This is a genomic window from Streptomyces sp. NPDC002156, from assembly GCF_053593675.1.
Genome location: NZ_JBSFDA010000013.1, coordinates 26,284 through 40,505, shown reverse-complemented (window position 1 = coordinate 40,505; position 14,222 = coordinate 26,284). Strand labels below are relative to the sequence as shown.

Sequence of the window (14,222 nt, the reverse complement as noted above, 5' to 3'; positions counted from 1 at the left end):
CGTCCGGGTCACGTACGGCTCACGTACGTCCGCCGGGCCGGTGGGCCGGGTCGGGCCACGGCTCTCGCACCGCCGCCGACACGGCCCGGGCGGTGGTCAGGACGCAGCGGTCGAACTCCGCCGCCCCGTGCTTGGCGTCGGCGTCGGTCACGTCCCTGCCCCACACGCCCGTCTCGCTGACCTGGTCCATGCGGTAGTCCCAGAAGGAGTCGACGTCGACATGGGAGGTCGCCCGGTCCATCCGCACCAGCTCCGGCGCCAGGTGCAGCATGACCGACGTCTCGAAGAAGTTGGCGTGCATCAGCGCCCGGCCGTAGGTGACGTGCCCGTCGACCTCCGGGCCGGGGTACATCGTCACGTACCCCAACGCCCGTACCCGCGCGTCTCGGTGACGGACCCTCAGTTTCTCTGCCGAGACATCGAGCGCCCCGTTGTTCCAGATGTGCCCGTTCAGCAGCACGAACTGCCGTACCCCGGAGGCGTACAGCGAGTCGATGACGTCCTCGATCACGGCGATCATGGTCTCGGGGCGCAGCGCCACCGTCCCGGCGAAGTCACCGTGGGACGCGGACACCCCGAAGCTCAGGGGCGGCAGGACGGGGACCCCCGTCAGGGCGGACACCCCGAGGGCGACCGCCTCGCAGATCCGGGTGTCCACGGCGAGGGGGAGGTGCGGGCCGTGCTGTTCGGTGGCGCCCACGGGGATGATGACGGCGTCCTGCGCGGCGGCCGTGGTCCCGGCCTCCGGCCAGGTCAGCTCCTCCCACAGCAAAGGGGCGCCGGTGCCGCCGAGTTGGGCGGCGAGTTCCGGGACGTCCAGTTCCGTGGGGACGGTCCGTCCGGACGGACCGGTGATGATGGCGGACATCTCTCTCCTCAAAGTCGTCGCGATCGTGTTGCTCACCACTGGCGCCGGCTCTTCTCGGGCAGCAGATCCAGGGCGCGCAGCGGGACCGGCTCGTCGCCGTCGACCGTGGTGACCCACACGGTGGCGTCCGGGCAGTAGTCGCTGATCAGCTCCCGGCACACCCCGCACGGCGCGATGATCCGGAACCGGCCCGCCGGCTTGATCTGCACCGACACCACGGCCGTGATGCCCAGCGGAGCCCCGCCCGGCAGCGCGCCCCGCGCGGCCCCCATGGCCACTCCCTCGGCACACACCGAACTGCGCCGACAGGAACCCTCCATGTGCACGCCGGTATGGATCCGGCCGTCTGCGGTCCGCAGCGCGGTCGCCACCTCGTGCCGGCCGTGCTGCCACACACGGGCCAGCAACTCCTGTGCGATGGCGAGGAGTTCGGCGTCGTCTGCGCTCATCGACGGCGGCGCGGCCACGGACGCGATGCTGCCCGCCGCGCTCATACCGGCAGACCCAGCAGGCGGGCCATGTTCCCGCCCTCGACCAGCGCCCGGTCCTTCTCGTCCTCGATCGCCTTCGCGATCTTCATCCGCTCCAGGTCGAAGTCGGAACCGGGCCACTCGCTGCCCATCAGGATCTTCTCCGGGCCCAGGCGGGCGTACGCCCGCCGCACGTCGCTCAGCAGGGTCGCGGAGGTCTCCAGGTACACGTGCGGCTGACGCTCGGCCACGATGATGGCCTCCGGTACGTTCCACACGGCGCCCATGTGGGCGATGATCGTGGGCACTTGAGGGTGGTCGCGGGCGATCTCCTCGATCGCGAACGGCGCGCAGAAAGCGTCGTCGAGCGCGTTGACGATCACCAGCAGCCCGCGCCGGGCGCACGCCTCGAACACCGGGTCCAGCAGACCGTGGTCGGCGACGTGGTAGCCGTGCAGGCTCGGATGCAGCTTCAGGCCGACGAGGCCCGCGTCGGCCATCCGGTCGATCTCCTCGATCGCGTCGTCGGCTTGCGGCAGCACCTGCCCGAAGCCGAAGAAGCGGTCCGGGTGCGCGGTGACCAGGGAAGAGATGAAGTCGTTCTCGATCCGCTGGGCCAGCGAGCACACCATCGCCATGTCCACCCCGGCGGCGTCCATCCGGTCGAGGATGCGCCGGGGATCGAAGGGCGTGTACGGCGGCGGGGCCTGGCCCTTTCGCGCGCCGGTGAGGTAGTCCGAACGGCCCCGGACGTCCTGCGTCGTGTTGTAGGCGTCGATGATCAAAGCGTTACGTCCTTAATCGCTGGGCTCGCGGAGCCGCCTGCTTCGAGGCCGCCGGAGATCAGGGGCAGATGACAGCGGACGCTTCTCCCCGGCGCGATCTCCCGCAGCTCGGGCATGCGCGTACAGCACTCGGGGGCGGCGATGGGACACCGCGTCCGGAACAGACAGCCGTCCGGCGGATTCGCCGGGTCGGGCAACTCGCCCTCCAGCACCTCCCGTTCGCGCGCCGGATCTCCGCCGGGCCGCCGCAGCGCCGGTACGGAGGACAGCAGGGCCCGGCTGTACGGGTGCGCGGGGCCGGTGAAGAAGGCGTCCCGGGAGGAGATCTCGATGATCTGTCCCAGGTACATGACGGCGATGCGGTCGGCGATGTGCCGTACGACGCCCAGGTCGTGCGAGATGAACAGCATCGTCAGACCCCGGTCGCGGACGAGGTCCGACAGCAGGTTCAGCACCTGCGCCTGGATCGACACGTCCAGCGCCGACACCGCCTCGTCGGCCACCACGAACTGCGGAGAGGAGGCCAACGCCCGTGCGATGCCGATACGTTGACGCTGCCCGCCGGAGAACTCGTGCGGCCTGCGCGCCCCGGCCTCCGCGCCCAGACCGACCAGATCGAGGAGTTCGGCCACCGCCCGCGCGGCCTCTCCACGGGTCGCTCCACGCGCCCGCAGCAGCGGCTCGGCGACGATGTCGGCCACCTTGCGGCGCGGGTTGAGCGAACCGAACGGGTCCTGGAAGACCATCTGCAACTCGGCCCGGGTACGCCGCAGTTGACGCCCCCGCATCTGGGTGAGGTCGGAGCCGGCGAACTCGATCCGGCCCGCCGAGGGTTCGATCACCCGCAGCAGCGCCCGGCCGAGCGTCGACTTGCCGCACCCCGACTCACCGACCAGACCGAGCGTCTCACCCTGGAGGATGTCGAGGTCGACGTCCCGCAGCGCCCTGACCCGGCCCCCGGCCCTTCCCGGGTACTCGACCCGCAGCTGGCGGGCGGAGACGAGCGGGGCGCTCATTCGGCGCCACCCTTGGTACGGGCCTCAGCGCGCTCCGCGCCGGGCAGTACGCAGGCGTCCACATGCCCCTCCCCACCGTGCCGCCGCCGCAGTTCCGGACGCTCGGCGCAGGCGTCGTGCACGAACGCGCACCGGGGCGCGAAGGCACAGCCGGACGGCCGCTCCACCCCGGTCAGCGGGCTCCCGGAGATCGCGGGCAGCCGCCGTAGCACCGGACCGTCGATCGGCGGAACGGAGCCCAACAACCCCATGGTGTAAGGGTGTTGTGGGTTGAACAGCACTTCGTCCCGCAGCCCCTGCTCCACGATCCGGCCCGCGTACATCACGGCCACCCGGTCGGCGACCTCGGCCACGACGCCCAGGTCGTGGGTGATCAGCAGCACCGAGGTGCCGTGGTCGCGCTGTACCCGCTTGAGGACCGTCAGGACCTGGGCCTGGATGGTGACGTCCAGGGCGGTCGTGGGCTCGTCGGCGATCAGTACGGCCGGGTCGTTCGCGAGGCCCATGGCGATCATCACGCGTTGGCGCATGCCGCCGGAGAGTTGGTGCGGGTAGGAGCGTGCCGCGCGGTCCGGTCCCGCGATGCCGACCTCGCCGAGCAGCTCCACCGCGCGGTCCCTGGCCTGCGCGCGCGGTACGTCACGGTGGGCGCGGATCATCTCGGAGACCTGGGCGCCCGCCCGGTGCAGGGGATTGAGCGCGGCGAGCGCGTCCTGGAAGACGACGGCGATCTCCTTGCCCCGGACCGCCCGCAGTTCCCGCTCCGAGGCGGTGACCAGGTCACGGCCGCCGAAGGACACCTCGCCGGTGATGTGGGTGCGCGGGCCCCGGTTCAGGCCGACCAGGCTCATCGACAGGGCGGACTTGCCGGACCCCGACTCGCCCACCAGGGCCAGGACTTCGCCCTGGCGGAGGATCAGGTCGACGCCGTCCACGGCCGGAAGGCGGCCTCCGGGCACGTCGAACTGCACACGCAGGTCGCGGATTTCGAGTACCGGCTCCGACACGGCCTGGTCCAGGGTGTGTTCGAGTGCGGCCGTCATGAGGCGGTGCCGACGGCCAGTGCGGCCGTGTGGATCAGGTCGGCGACGCGTTGCGGCCACACGAGGGTCGTGTAGTGGCTGCCGGGTACGTGCTCGACCGTGGCCTTCATCCGCTCGGCCATGTCCCGCTGGATCTCGGGGCGCAGGGTGCGGTCGTCGTCGGCGACCATGTACCAGCTGGGCAGGGTGCGCCAGGCGGGGACGCCGGTCGGCTGCCTGAAGATTGCGTTCTCCGCCTTGCGCCCCTCCGCCTCGACGATGACCCGCTGCTCGGGGGAGAGGTCGGGACCGATCTCGGCCCAGAACTCGGGACTCGTCTCCGACTTCCACTCGCCGTTCGGGCCGCGTCGCATGTACTTGGAGATCTCGGCGTCCTCGTACCGCTCGACGATCTCGTTGACGGTCTCGCCCTCGTCGGGCCCGAACGCGCAGATGTAGACGAGCCCCTTGACCCGTGGATCGCGGCCGACGTTGCTGATGACCGCGCCGCCGTAGGAGTGCCCGACGAGCAGTACGGGGCCCCAGGTCTCCGTCAGCACGGCGGAGGTGTTTGCGACGTCGTCGGAGAGCGAGGTCATCGGATTGGTGACGGTGAACAGCCGGTGGCCGAGGGCGGTGAGCAGGGGCTCCACCGCCGACCAGGTCGTGGGCCGTCCGCCGGCGCCGTGGACCAGCACGATGTCCATGCGGCTCATCCTTTCCGTATGCGGGGATCGAGGACCGTGTAGAGCAGGTCCACCGCGTGGTTGACGAGGGTGAAGAGGAGGGCGATGGCTAGCGCGGCGCCCTGCACGACGGGGTAGTCGCGCTGCAGGACGCCCTGGACGAGGAGGCGGCCGACACCGGCGTACGAGAAGACCGTCTCGGTGATCACCGAACCGCCCAGCAGCGAGCCGAACTGGAGGCCCAGGACCGTCACGATGGGCAGCCAGGCGTTGCGCAGCACATGGCGGCGGACGACCACGCCCTCGCCGAGGCCCTTCATCCGGGCCGTGCGCACGAAGTCGTCGTCGAGCACCTCCAGGACCGAGGCGCGCACGATGCGGGTGATGAACCCGGCCATCGACAGAGCGAGCGTCACGGCGGGCAGGATCAGATGCTGGATCCACGGCCACACCAGCTCGGGGCGGTTCTGGAGGATCGCGTCCAGGAGGACGAAGTTGGTCGTCGGGTTGTAGTCGAGCGAGCTGGGCATGCGGCCCAGGACCGGCAGCCAGCGCAGCCACACGCCGAACACGACGATGCCGAGCACACCGAGCGCGAACCAGGGCAGCGAGAAGCTCACCGTGGCCACGACCCGTGTCGAGGTGTCGACCCAACTGCCCTTGCGCAGCGCGGCGATCACGCCGGTGACGACACCGAGCACGACCGCGATCGTCATCGCGGCGAGGGTCAGTTCGATCGTCGCCGGGAGGGCGTCCCCGAGCAGCCCGAGGACGCTGTTGGACCCGAAGAAGGAGGTGCCCAGGCGCAGATGCACCAAGTCGTTGAGGAAATGGCCGTACTGCGTGAGCAGCGGCTGGTCGAGGCCGAGCGCCTTGGTGACGCGCTCCTCGTTCGCCGACACCTCGACCGCGGACATGTCGCCCCGGCCCGCCGAGAGCGAGGTCGCGGGCGAGCCGGGCAGCAGACGTATCGCGAGGAACACCAGGGTGGCCAACGCGAACAGGACGACGGGGATGACCGCCAGTCGTCGTACGACCAACAGGGCGGTCCCGGAAGCCCACTTGGGCAGGTGCGCGCGAAGAGCGAGAGAAGGCGTGGACGCGCTCATGCCGTCCCCCGGGGATCGAGGGCGTCGCGCAGGTCGTCGCCCACGAAGTTGCACGCGACGACGAACAGCAGGGTCAGCGTCGCCGGGAGGACGACCAGCCGTGGCGCGGAGTACAGGAACTCCTGTCCCGCCTGGACCATGTATCCCCAGTCGGGCTGCGGCGGTTGGATGCCCAGGCCGATGTACGACAGCCCGGCGGCGAAGCCCGCCGCGACCGACAGCGTCATGACGACCTGGGCGAGCATCGGGCCCGCGATGTTCGGCAGCAGTTCCCGTACGAGGATGCGCGGGGTGCCGGTGCCGCCGAGGCGGCAGGCGACGACGTAGTCGCGGGCGGCTTCGCGGGCCGTCAACGCGCGGGCCAGCCTGGCCAGTCCGGGCGCGAGCGAGACGCCGATGCCGACGATCAGGCTGACCGTGCCCGGCCCGGCCGCCGCCACCAGCAGGATGACGAGAAGGATGGACGGGAAGGAGAGGGCGAGGTCCACCAGGCGCATCAGGGCCTGTTCGACGACACCACCCGCGTACCCGGCGACGAGCCCGATCACCGTGCCCGCAACGGCGGCCAGCGCGGTCGCCGCGAACGACACCAGCAGCAGCGGGCGTGCCCCGTGCACCAGCCGGGCCAGCTCGTCGCGGCCCAGGTCGTCCGTGCCGAGCGGATGCCCCGCGGAGCCGAACGGCAGGAGCGCGGACGGGGTCTGGCGCAGGGGGTCGGCCTGGACGAGGAGCGGGCCGACGGCGGCGACGAGGAGTACGGCGGCCAGGACCAGCCACGACAGGACGGCTGGCCAGGACCGGGCCAGCCGACGGCGGCGCAGGGCGGCGGCGATGACGGACGGCCCGCGCGTGACCGTGACCGTGGCCGCCGCGTCAGACACTCGCTTTCTCCATGTAACACCGGTGGTTGGCAAGGGCGCTGGTGTTCATGTCCTTCACCTGCGAGCCGCTGACGACGAGGTTGGTGAAGCAGGCCAGCATCGACAGGACCATGTACTCCTCCGCCCAGCGCCGCTGGATCTTCGTGTAGGCGGCGGTGCGCTGCTTGCCGTCGGGGAGGTTCTTGGCGGCGAACAGGTCGTCGGCGAGGGAGTCGACGCCGTCGAGGGTGTCCATGCCGGTGATCTTGGAGCCGTAGATGCCGGTGGGGCTGGCCATCGCGCCGACCATGTCGTTGGCGTCGGGGACGTAGGTGTTGCGTTCCCAGATCATCAGGTCGTGGTACTCGTCGTCCGGGTCGAGGAGGCGGCCGAAGTAGGTCGCCGGGTCGACGGAGGTGGTCTCGACCTTGAAGCCGACGTCGGTGAGGTTCTGGGCGATGATCTGGGCGGCCTTCGGATGCCAGGAGTCGCTGGCCGCCATGATCCGGATCGTGCGGCCCCCGGCACCGGCCTCGGTGACCAGCCGCTTCGCCTGGGCGACGTTCTGGGTGCTCAGGTCGGCGAGGGCGGTGTCGTAGCCGTTCTGGGCGGGCGGGATCGTGTAGCCCTTCGGCTCGCTGCCCATGCCGAAGAACGCCTGGCTGAGGATGGCCTTGCGGTCGACGGCGAGATTGATCGCCTTGCGCACCTTGATCTCGGGGATGCGCCGGGCGTCGATCATCATGATCGCGTCGGCGCTGTGCGGGGTGTCGTAGACGGTGACCGAGTCGTCGCCGCGCAGTTGGTCGGCCGCCGAGTACGGCGTGAACTGGGTCGCCGACACATCGCCGCTGAGCAGCGAGCTGACGATGGCCGACGGATCCTGGACCTGGCGCAGCACCAGGCGGTCGATGGGCGGTCTGCCGAGCCGGAAGCCGTCGAAGGCCTCCAGGGTGATCGCTTGGCCGGAGGTGGCGGAGGAGAAGGCGAAGGGGCCGGTGCCGACGAGGTGCTTGCCGATGTCGGCGCCGTACTTCTCCAGGGCGGCCTTGGAGATGATCCGGCCGCCGATGTCGGACAGCCGGCCGAGCACCGTCCGGTCGGGCTGCTTGAGGACCATCTTCACGGTGAGGTCGTCCTCGGCGGTCAGCGAGGCGACGTTGGTGCCGAGGCTCGCCAGCGGCCGGGTGCCGCCCTTGGGGAGGGTCTTGTCGTTCTCGTCGAACTGCCGGCCCAGGCTGGCCAGTACGTCGGCGGAGGTCAGGGTGGTGCCGTCGTGGAACTTGACCCCCTCGCGCAGGGTGAAGGCGTACGTCAGCTGGTCGTCGGAGATCTTCCAGCTCTTGGCCAGGTCGGGCGTGGGCTCGTTGGTCTCGAAGGAGATGAAACTCAGGCCGCGGCAGATGCAGTCGACGGCCATCCAGTCGCCCAACGAGGTGTAGAAAGCCGGGTCGTTGACGGCGCTCGTCGCGTCGATGGCCAGGGTCAGCGTCCCGCCCTTGCCGCTGCCCTCGGCATCGTCGGCCGCCGCACCGCAGGCGCTCAACAGGGCGGGCAGCCCGAAGCCGACACCCACGCCAAGGAGCCCCGCACCCCTGAGCATGGTGCGGCGCGAGACCTCCGGAGTGGTGGAGCCGGGCGAGAGCGATCCATGTGAACGGTCCGGCATATGGGCCTCCTTGGGCACCGATCCTCGGAAACTGGATCTAATGTGTGCTGGATTGGATCCAATATGAGCTTCGGGGGTCACGAAATCCTCCTCGTGTCCCGGAAGTTAAAGGGGTGTGAACCGGCGCCGCATCAACTCCGGCCAGACGACGGGGTCATGGCCGGGGACGAGCTCGTAGCCGCGCTCGGCGGCGATGCGCTTGAGCCGGCGGATCGGCTCCACCGTCTGCTCCGGATCGACCCCGATGGAGGCGCCGATCGGCAGTTCGTGCTTGATGTTCTCGGTGAGGTCGGCGGCGTCGAAGGCGAACACGAGCCCTCCGCCGTCCGCGAGGTCCACCACGAAGCTCTGGTGGCCGGGCGTGTGCCCGGCGGTCAGTACGGCGGTCACCCCGGGGGCGATCTCGACATCGCCGTCGGCCTGCCGCCAGTCGATGCGGGGATCGTCGAAGTCGACCCGGAAGATCGAGTGCCGCTCCACCTCCGGCCGCCCCGACAACCCGTAGGCCAGCTCGGCCTGTTGTACGTGCACCGGCACCCGGCCCGCGAAGTGCTTCAGCCCGCCCGCGTGGTCGGCGTGCAGATGACTGACGGCCACCGCATGGATCGCGTCCATCGCGATGCCGGCCGCGTCCAGCGCCTCCTCCAGCGGTTCACCGGGGCCGGGCAGGATCGGACGGTAGTTGGGGGAGGCGTAGAAGCGGCGCCGGAGTGCGGGGTCCCGGATCAGGGCCGTGTTGAAGCCGGTGTCGAGCAGCAGCCAGCCGCCGTCGCACTCCAGCAGCACCGCGGGTACGGGTTCGCGCAGCCGCTCCTCGTACGGGGCGCCGTACACCGAGACCGACTTGGGGAGTTCCTCCCAGCCGAGCAGCAGCGGCACGATCCGCCGCACACCGTGTCGTGTCATGCTCGATCCGGGCCTCTCCGCCAGTCCGCAAGGATCCATACCATAGATATTTGGATCCAATGATGGGTTGCGGCGAAGTAAACAACCGGCAGGACCGGGCCAGTCGACAGTCGGCAGTCGACAGTCGGCAGTCGGCAGGCCCGCACCCGTCAATAGTCGGCGTGCCTGCTCCCGTCAGTAGACGGACAGCCCGTAGGCGCTCAGTACTTCCTGGATCGGCTGGTAGTAGGTGCTCCCTCCCGAGGTGCAGTTACCGGTGCCGCCGGAGAGGATGCCGACGACCTTGTCGCCGGCGTAGAGCGGGCCGCCGCTGTCGCCTGGCTCGGCGCAGATGCTGGTCTGGATCAACCCGGAGACGATGGTGCCGCCCCCGTAGTTGACGGTCGCGTTGAGCGCGGTGACCAAGCCGCAGTGGACACCGGTGGTCGCTCCTCGACGGCAGACCCGCTGGCCGACATAGGCGGTCGCGGTTCCGGTGACGTCGACGGTTCCGATGGTGCCGGGGTGAGGCACGGCCGGGTTGTCGTACCGGACGACACCGAAGTCGTTGCCCGGGAAGCTGGTTCCCGTGGTGGGGCCGATCGCCGTCGTCATGGCGGAGCTGGTGTACCAGGTGGACGCACCCTCGGTGCAGTGGCCGGCGGTGACGAAGTAGTACGTGGAGCCGCTCTGTACGTTGACCCCTGCCGAGCAGCGCCAGCCGGAGGTGTAGATGGAGTCGCCGCCCGACAGAAGGGTGCGCAGTCGGCCGTCGAGCCGTTCGAGGGTCATGGCACCGGCGGAACGCGCGGTGGCCCGGCGGAGCCTGGCCAGGTCGGCGTCCGCGACCGTGGAGTCGGCGAGCACCCGCAGTCTGCCGGTGCGTTCGTCGACGGCCCAGGTCGTTCCGGCGATTCCCAGGGACTCGACGGCCGAGGCGGCGCCGGACAGCGAGGCGGTGGACGGAGCGGGGCCTGGCCCGGGTGCCGCGGCCACGCTGGTGTCGGACACCGCGAGCGCGGTCACGACAAGCAGGCTCAACACCGAGGCGATCAGCCGCGGACGTCCGATGGTGGTACGGAGTGCTCTGATCACCGAGGTCTCCCCGAGGACGGTGTGCGGTGTGCGGTGATGAAGGGCAGTGTGCCCGGCCGCGCCCGGCGCGGGTAGGCGTCCGTCGGCCGAAGGAGTCGACTGGAGGAGACATACGGCCGATGGCTCGGTTCGGTGCGCGAAACGCGCGCGAAACGGACCTTTCCTAAGCTTCCGTATGTGCCTCTGACAGTTCTTGACGCCCCCACCGAGTGGAGCCGGTTCACCGACGGGTCCATCGAACGCCGGATGCTGCTCGCCCTCGAAGCCCGGCTCGGCATCGTGCTGCGCCCGAAGCCGCTCATGCTGCCCGACGGCAGCCGGGTCGAGGTCGAGGGGATCGACGCGGCCGGCCGTGTGCTCGTCCAGCTCGTCGGCAACCAGGGCGCCTACAAGCCCGCCTTCCGCAACAAGGTCATGGCGGACATGTTCAAGCTGCTCTGGCTGCGCGACTCGCTGCCGACCACCGAGCGGACCGTGCTCCTCGTCACCGAGGTGATCGTGCCGGCGCTCGGCGGATGGGTGGCGCGCGCCGCCGCCGATCTGGGGATCGAGGTCTATGTGTTCGGCGGCGACGAGGCCGTAACACCGCTCGGTGCCGCGTGACATCCAGGAAACAGAGCGGCGGGTCCTGACGAAACACAGGGCTTCTACCGTCGGGAGCACCTAAGCGGATTTCCGCGTGGCAGTTCTCGCACTCGCCACGCACGCTCTCCGACTTCCAGGATCGGGCCTCCGTGCCCGCGACATGGATGGGAGCGTGAAGGTGACTGGTACGCCAGCCCTCGAACTGCGGTCGGTGCACCGGACCTACGGGTTCGGACCAGCGGCGACGATCGCCCTCGACGACGTCGGGTTGACCGTCCCCGCAGGCCGTTTCGTCAGCCTCATCGGGCCCAGCGGCTGCGGGAAGTCGACGCTGCTCAGGATCGCCGCGGGCCTTGAGGAACCCGACCACGGCGAGGTCCGGGTGCACGGCGTCCCGCCGGCCCGGGCGTGCGCGGCGAAGATGATCGGGCTGGTGCCCCAGAGCCCGGCCCTGCTGCCCTGGCTGTCGGTGCTGAAGAACGTCACCCTGCCGCACCGGATCAACAAGCGGGCGGCACGGCGCCGGGAGCGGATCACCGGCTCCGGCGAGCGGACGACGAGCGCGCCCGACATGCGGGAACTCCTCGTCAAGGCGGGTCTCGGGGAGGCCATGGACAAGCTTCCCGCCGAGCTGTCCGGCGGAATGCGGCAGCGGGCCGCGATCGTCCGGGCCTTCGGTCTGCGACCCGACGTACTCGTCATGGACGAGCCCTTCTCGGCGCTGGACGAGTTCACCCGGGAGAGCCTCCAGGACCAACTCCTCGATCTCTGGGACGAGTTGAAGACGACCGTGCTGTTCGTCACCCACTCCGTGTCCGAGGCCGTACGGCTGTCCGACACCGTGGTCGTGATGGCCCCGCGGCCCGGCCGGATCGTCGACACCATCGAGATCGACCTTCCCCGGCCGCGCAAGGACCGGCTCTTCGCGGAGCGCCGTTTCCACGAGTACGAGGACCTGGTCCGCGACCGCCTGCACAGCGCGTGGCACCGGGACGCGGCGTGAGCGGCGTGGGTGAGGTGAGCGAGGTGAGCAAGGTTCGGGAGATGACCGTGGTCGACGCTCGCACCGAGCACGCCACCGCCGGCCGGCCGCCCGTGGAACCGTCCCGCTTCAGCCTCCGCCATCCACGGTCCCGCATCGCGTGGATCCGGCCCGCCGTATGGGCGCCGTTCGTGCTGATGGTGGCGGTGCTCGCGCTCCTGTGGCACTGGGGCGCCGAGAAACTGCCCTATCTGCTGCCGCCGTTGTCCGACATCGGCAACTCGCTCAGCTCGGACCTCGGCTACTACACCGGGAACGCCCTGGTCACCCTCGGGGAGGCGACGGCCGGTCTGGCGATGGGGTTCGCCGCCGCGTTCGTCCTCGCGGTGCTGACCAGCGAACTCCCGCCGCTGCGGCGGGCCGTCATGCCGATCGCGGTCGTCCTCAATGTGACCCCGCTGGTGGCCATCGCGCCCGCACTGGTCGTGGCCTTCGGGTTCGGCCCGACGCCCAAGCTGGTCATCGCGGCGCTGATCTGCTTCTTCCCGATCTTCATCAACGTCTCGGCCGGCCTGCGGTCCGTACCCCAGCAGGTGCTCCAGGTGTACCGGACGATCGACGCGAGCCGGCTGGAACTGCTCTGGCACGTCCGCGTCCCCAACGCGCTGCCCTATCTGTTCGCGGCGCTGCGCATTGTCTTCCCGCTGTCCATCGTCGGCGCGGTGGTGGCCGAGATGTCGGCCTCGGGCTCGGCCCGCGGCCTGGGCACCGCCATCAGTGTGGCCTCCTCCATGAACCAACTTCCGGTCGTATACGCCTCGATCCTCGTCCTGGCGATCATGGGCGTACTGCTCCTGCTCGTCGTGACCCTGGTCGAACGCCGCGTCCTGCACTGGCACGACAGCGCGCACGACTGACCGGCCCGCTCACCGCACATACGGCTCACCGCACATACGGCTGGCGCTCACAGCCGAGTCCCACCACACCTTCGCCCGGCGGACACCGCCAGTCTGGAGTCACCCATGCCTTCCCGCCTCAGCATCAGAGCCGCCCTCGCCTGTGCCGCCGCCCTCGCCATGACCGCCGGGGTCGCCGGATGCGGCTCCGGTTCCGGCTCCGACAGCGGCTCCTCGAAGGGCTCCGAGGGGTCCGCGATCTCCGCCGATCGCTGCGCCGAGAACAAGGCCGCAGGCAAGATCACCTACCTGTCGGGCTACCAGTACCAGTCGTCGGTGTCGATCCTCGAGTACATCGCCGCCGCCAAGCTCGGCTACTTCAAGGACCTCTGCCTCGACGTCACCCTCAAGCCCGGCACCGGCGACACCGCGCAGAACACCAAGCTCCTCGCCAGCGGCCAGGCCACCGTCAGCCCGATCTCCGAGCAGGACGTCATCCAGGCCCGGGCCAACGGGATCGACATCACCGGCGTCTCCTCGTACTCGAACTCCGGCCTGGACATCCTGATGACCAACAAGGACATCACCAAGCTGCCCCAGCTCGACGGCAAGGTCGTCGGCCACAAGGGCTACATGCCCGCCACCGTCCGGGCGATGCTGGTCAAGGCCGGGGTGAAGTACGACTCGCTGAAGCTGGTGAAGCAGGGTTACGACCCCTCCGTACTGCCCCGCAGGCAGGGCGGCCTCGCCGCGCTCACCGGGTTCGTCTCCAACGAGCCCAACCAGCTCAAGGCGGCGGGCAAGCCGGTCACCGTGTGGCAGCCGTCCGACTTCGGTGTCCCCGGCTCGCTCGGCGCGATGGCCGTCAACCCGGCGTTCGCCGCGAAGCACCCGCACGCCGTCGAGGACATCCTGCGCGCCGCGCTGCACGCCTACGACTACTGCACGGCCGACGCCACGAAGACCGCAGAGTGCGTCGGCTATGCGGCCGACCTGTCCGGGCCGACGTACGACAAGAAGCTGAACACCACCATCTGGAACACCGAGACACAGATCGTCAAGGACAGCCCGACACCCGGCCAGCCGCGCGGCGGTATCGACACCGCCAACGTGAAGGGGATCGTGGACATGCTGCGCCAGTTCGACATCGTGTCCGGCGAGGTGACCCCGGCCGGCGCCGAGGAGTGGTTCGACGGGTCCTTCGTGAAGAACATCCACGACGGGGACAAGCTGGTCTGGCCCGCCCCCTAGGGCCCGCCCCGTAACCGTCGTCCCGCACCGCCCACGAAAGGCC

The 14,222-nt window shown here is 70.0% G+C and carries 15 protein-coding genes; 4 read left to right on the top strand and 11 right to left on the bottom strand.

Going from position 1 to position 14,222, the window contains the following annotated elements:
- Positions 1-19: 19 nt before the first annotated feature.
- The 11 genes from ACWCRB_RS08730 to ACWCRB_RS08680 all read right to left on the bottom strand — a co-directional run bounded on the left by ACWCRB_RS08730 (position 20) and on the right by ACWCRB_RS08680 (position 10,462).
- On the bottom strand, positions 20-868 hold the full coding sequence (locus ACWCRB_RS08730; RefSeq protein ID WP_450995349.1) for a creatininase family protein: 849 nt from the start codon (positions 866-868) through the stop codon (positions 20-22).
- A 32-nt stretch (positions 869-900) separates the two neighbouring features.
- On the bottom strand, positions 901-1,362 hold the full coding sequence (locus tag ACWCRB_RS08725) for a cytidine deaminase (RefSeq protein WP_450995348.1): 462 nt from the start codon (positions 1,360-1,362) through the stop codon (positions 901-903).
- Positions 1,359-2,123, bottom strand: coding sequence for an amidohydrolase family protein (locus ACWCRB_RS08720; protein ID WP_450995347.1), 765 nt, complete (start codon positions 2,121-2,123; stop codon positions 1,359-1,361). Before ACWCRB_RS08720 ends, ACWCRB_RS08725 begins: the two co-directional genes overlap by 4 nt.
- Positions 2,120-3,139: an ABC transporter ATP-binding protein gene (locus ACWCRB_RS08715; protein ID WP_450995346.1), complete on the bottom strand. Its 1,020-nt coding sequence runs from the start codon at positions 3,137-3,139 to the stop codon at positions 2,120-2,122. The genes ACWCRB_RS08720 and ACWCRB_RS08715 overlap by 4 nt, the downstream gene beginning before the upstream one ends.
- On the bottom strand, positions 3,136-4,182 hold the full coding sequence (locus tag ACWCRB_RS08710) for an ABC transporter ATP-binding protein (RefSeq protein ID WP_450995345.1): 1,047 nt from the start codon (positions 4,180-4,182) through the stop codon (positions 3,136-3,138). Before ACWCRB_RS08710 ends, ACWCRB_RS08715 begins: the two co-directional genes overlap by 4 nt.
- The gene (locus ACWCRB_RS08705; protein ID WP_450995344.1) at positions 4,179-4,868 is read right to left on the bottom strand and encodes an alpha/beta hydrolase; all 690 of its coding nucleotides are present in this window, start codon (positions 4,866-4,868) and stop codon (positions 4,179-4,181) included. Before ACWCRB_RS08705 ends, ACWCRB_RS08710 begins: the two co-directional genes overlap by 4 nt.
- Before the next feature lie 5 nt (positions 4,869-4,873).
- Positions 4,874-5,956 (bottom strand): ABC transporter permease, encoded by a 1,083-nt coding sequence (locus tag ACWCRB_RS08700; RefSeq protein WP_450995343.1) that lies wholly within the window; start codon positions 5,954-5,956, stop codon positions 4,874-4,876.
- Positions 5,953-6,837, bottom strand: coding sequence for an ABC transporter permease (locus ACWCRB_RS08695; protein ID WP_450995342.1), 885 nt, complete (start codon positions 6,835-6,837; stop codon positions 5,953-5,955). The genes ACWCRB_RS08700 and ACWCRB_RS08695 overlap by 4 nt, the downstream gene beginning before the upstream one ends.
- Positions 6,830-8,485, bottom strand: a complete 1,656-nt coding sequence (locus tag ACWCRB_RS08690) for an ABC transporter substrate-binding protein (protein WP_450995341.1) — start codon at positions 8,483-8,485, stop codon at positions 6,830-6,832. Before ACWCRB_RS08690 ends, ACWCRB_RS08695 begins: the two co-directional genes overlap by 8 nt.
- 105 nt (positions 8,486-8,590) lie before the next feature.
- Complete coding sequence (locus tag ACWCRB_RS08685) at positions 8,591-9,391, bottom strand: N-acyl homoserine lactonase family protein (protein ID WP_450995340.1); 801 nt, start codon at positions 9,389-9,391, stop codon at positions 8,591-8,593.
- Positions 9,392-9,565: 174 nt separating this feature from the next.
- Positions 9,566-10,462, bottom strand: coding sequence for a S1 family peptidase (locus ACWCRB_RS08680; RefSeq protein WP_450995399.1), 897 nt, complete (start codon positions 10,460-10,462; stop codon positions 9,566-9,568).
- 180 nt (positions 10,463-10,642) lie between these two features.
- Here ACWCRB_RS08680 and ACWCRB_RS08675 point away from each other — a divergent pair, with 180 nt between their 5' ends.
- From ACWCRB_RS08675 to ACWCRB_RS08660, 4 genes are all read left to right on the top strand, one after another.
- Positions 10,643-11,068 carry a hypothetical protein gene (locus ACWCRB_RS08675; protein ID WP_389348382.1) on the top strand — a complete coding sequence of 142 codons (426 nt, stop codon included), beginning with the start codon at positions 10,643-10,645 and terminating at the stop codon, positions 11,066-11,068.
- A gap of 160 nt (positions 11,069-11,228) precedes the next feature.
- Positions 11,229-12,053 carry an ABC transporter ATP-binding protein gene (locus ACWCRB_RS08670; protein WP_450995339.1) on the top strand — a complete coding sequence of 275 codons (825 nt, stop codon included), beginning with the start codon at positions 11,229-11,231 and terminating at the stop codon, positions 12,051-12,053.
- A 23-nt stretch (positions 12,054-12,076) separates the two neighbouring features.
- Positions 12,077-12,949 (top strand): ABC transporter permease, encoded by an 873-nt coding sequence (locus ACWCRB_RS08665; RefSeq protein WP_450995338.1) that lies wholly within the window; start codon positions 12,077-12,079, stop codon positions 12,947-12,949.
- Positions 12,950-13,054: 105 nt separating this feature from the next.
- Positions 13,055-14,179: an ABC transporter substrate-binding protein gene (locus ACWCRB_RS08660; RefSeq protein WP_450995337.1), complete on the top strand. Its 1,125-nt coding sequence runs from the start codon at positions 13,055-13,057 to the stop codon at positions 14,177-14,179.
- Positions 14,180-14,222 lie beyond the last annotated feature (43 nt).

Bases quoted from the DNA above. Each gene is read 5' to 3' on its own strand.
- ACWCRB_RS08730 (WP_450995349.1), bottom strand. From the start codon at position 868: ATGTCCGCCATCATCACCGGTCCGTCCGGACGGACCGTCCCCACGGAA.
- ACWCRB_RS08725 (WP_450995348.1), bottom strand. From the start codon at position 1,362: ATGAGCGCGGCGGGCAGCATCGCGTCCGTGGCCGCGCCGCCGTCGATG.
- ACWCRB_RS08715 (WP_450995346.1), bottom strand. From the start codon at position 3,139: ATGAGCGCCCCGCTCGTCTCCGCCCGCCAGCTGCGGGTCGAGTACCCG.
- ACWCRB_RS08710 (WP_450995345.1), bottom strand. From the start codon at position 4,182: ATGACGGCCGCACTCGAACACACCCTGGACCAGGCCGTGTCGGAGCCG.
- ACWCRB_RS08705 (WP_450995344.1), bottom strand. From the start codon at position 4,868: ATGGACATCGTGCTGGTCCACGGCGCCGGCGGACGGCCCACGACCTGG.
- ACWCRB_RS08700 (WP_450995343.1), bottom strand. From the start codon at position 5,956: ATGAGCGCGTCCACGCCTTCTCTCGCTCTTCGCGCGCACCTGCCCAAG.
- ACWCRB_RS08690 (WP_450995341.1), bottom strand. From the start codon at position 8,485: ATGCCGGACCGTTCACATGGATCGCTCTCGCCCGGCTCCACCACTCCG.
- ACWCRB_RS08685 (WP_450995340.1), bottom strand. From the start codon at position 9,391: ATGACACGACACGGTGTGCGGCGGATCGTGCCGCTGCTGCTCGGCTGG.
- ACWCRB_RS08660 (WP_450995337.1), top strand. From the start codon at position 13,055: ATGCCTTCCCGCCTCAGCATCAGAGCCGCCCTCGCCTGTGCCGCCGCC.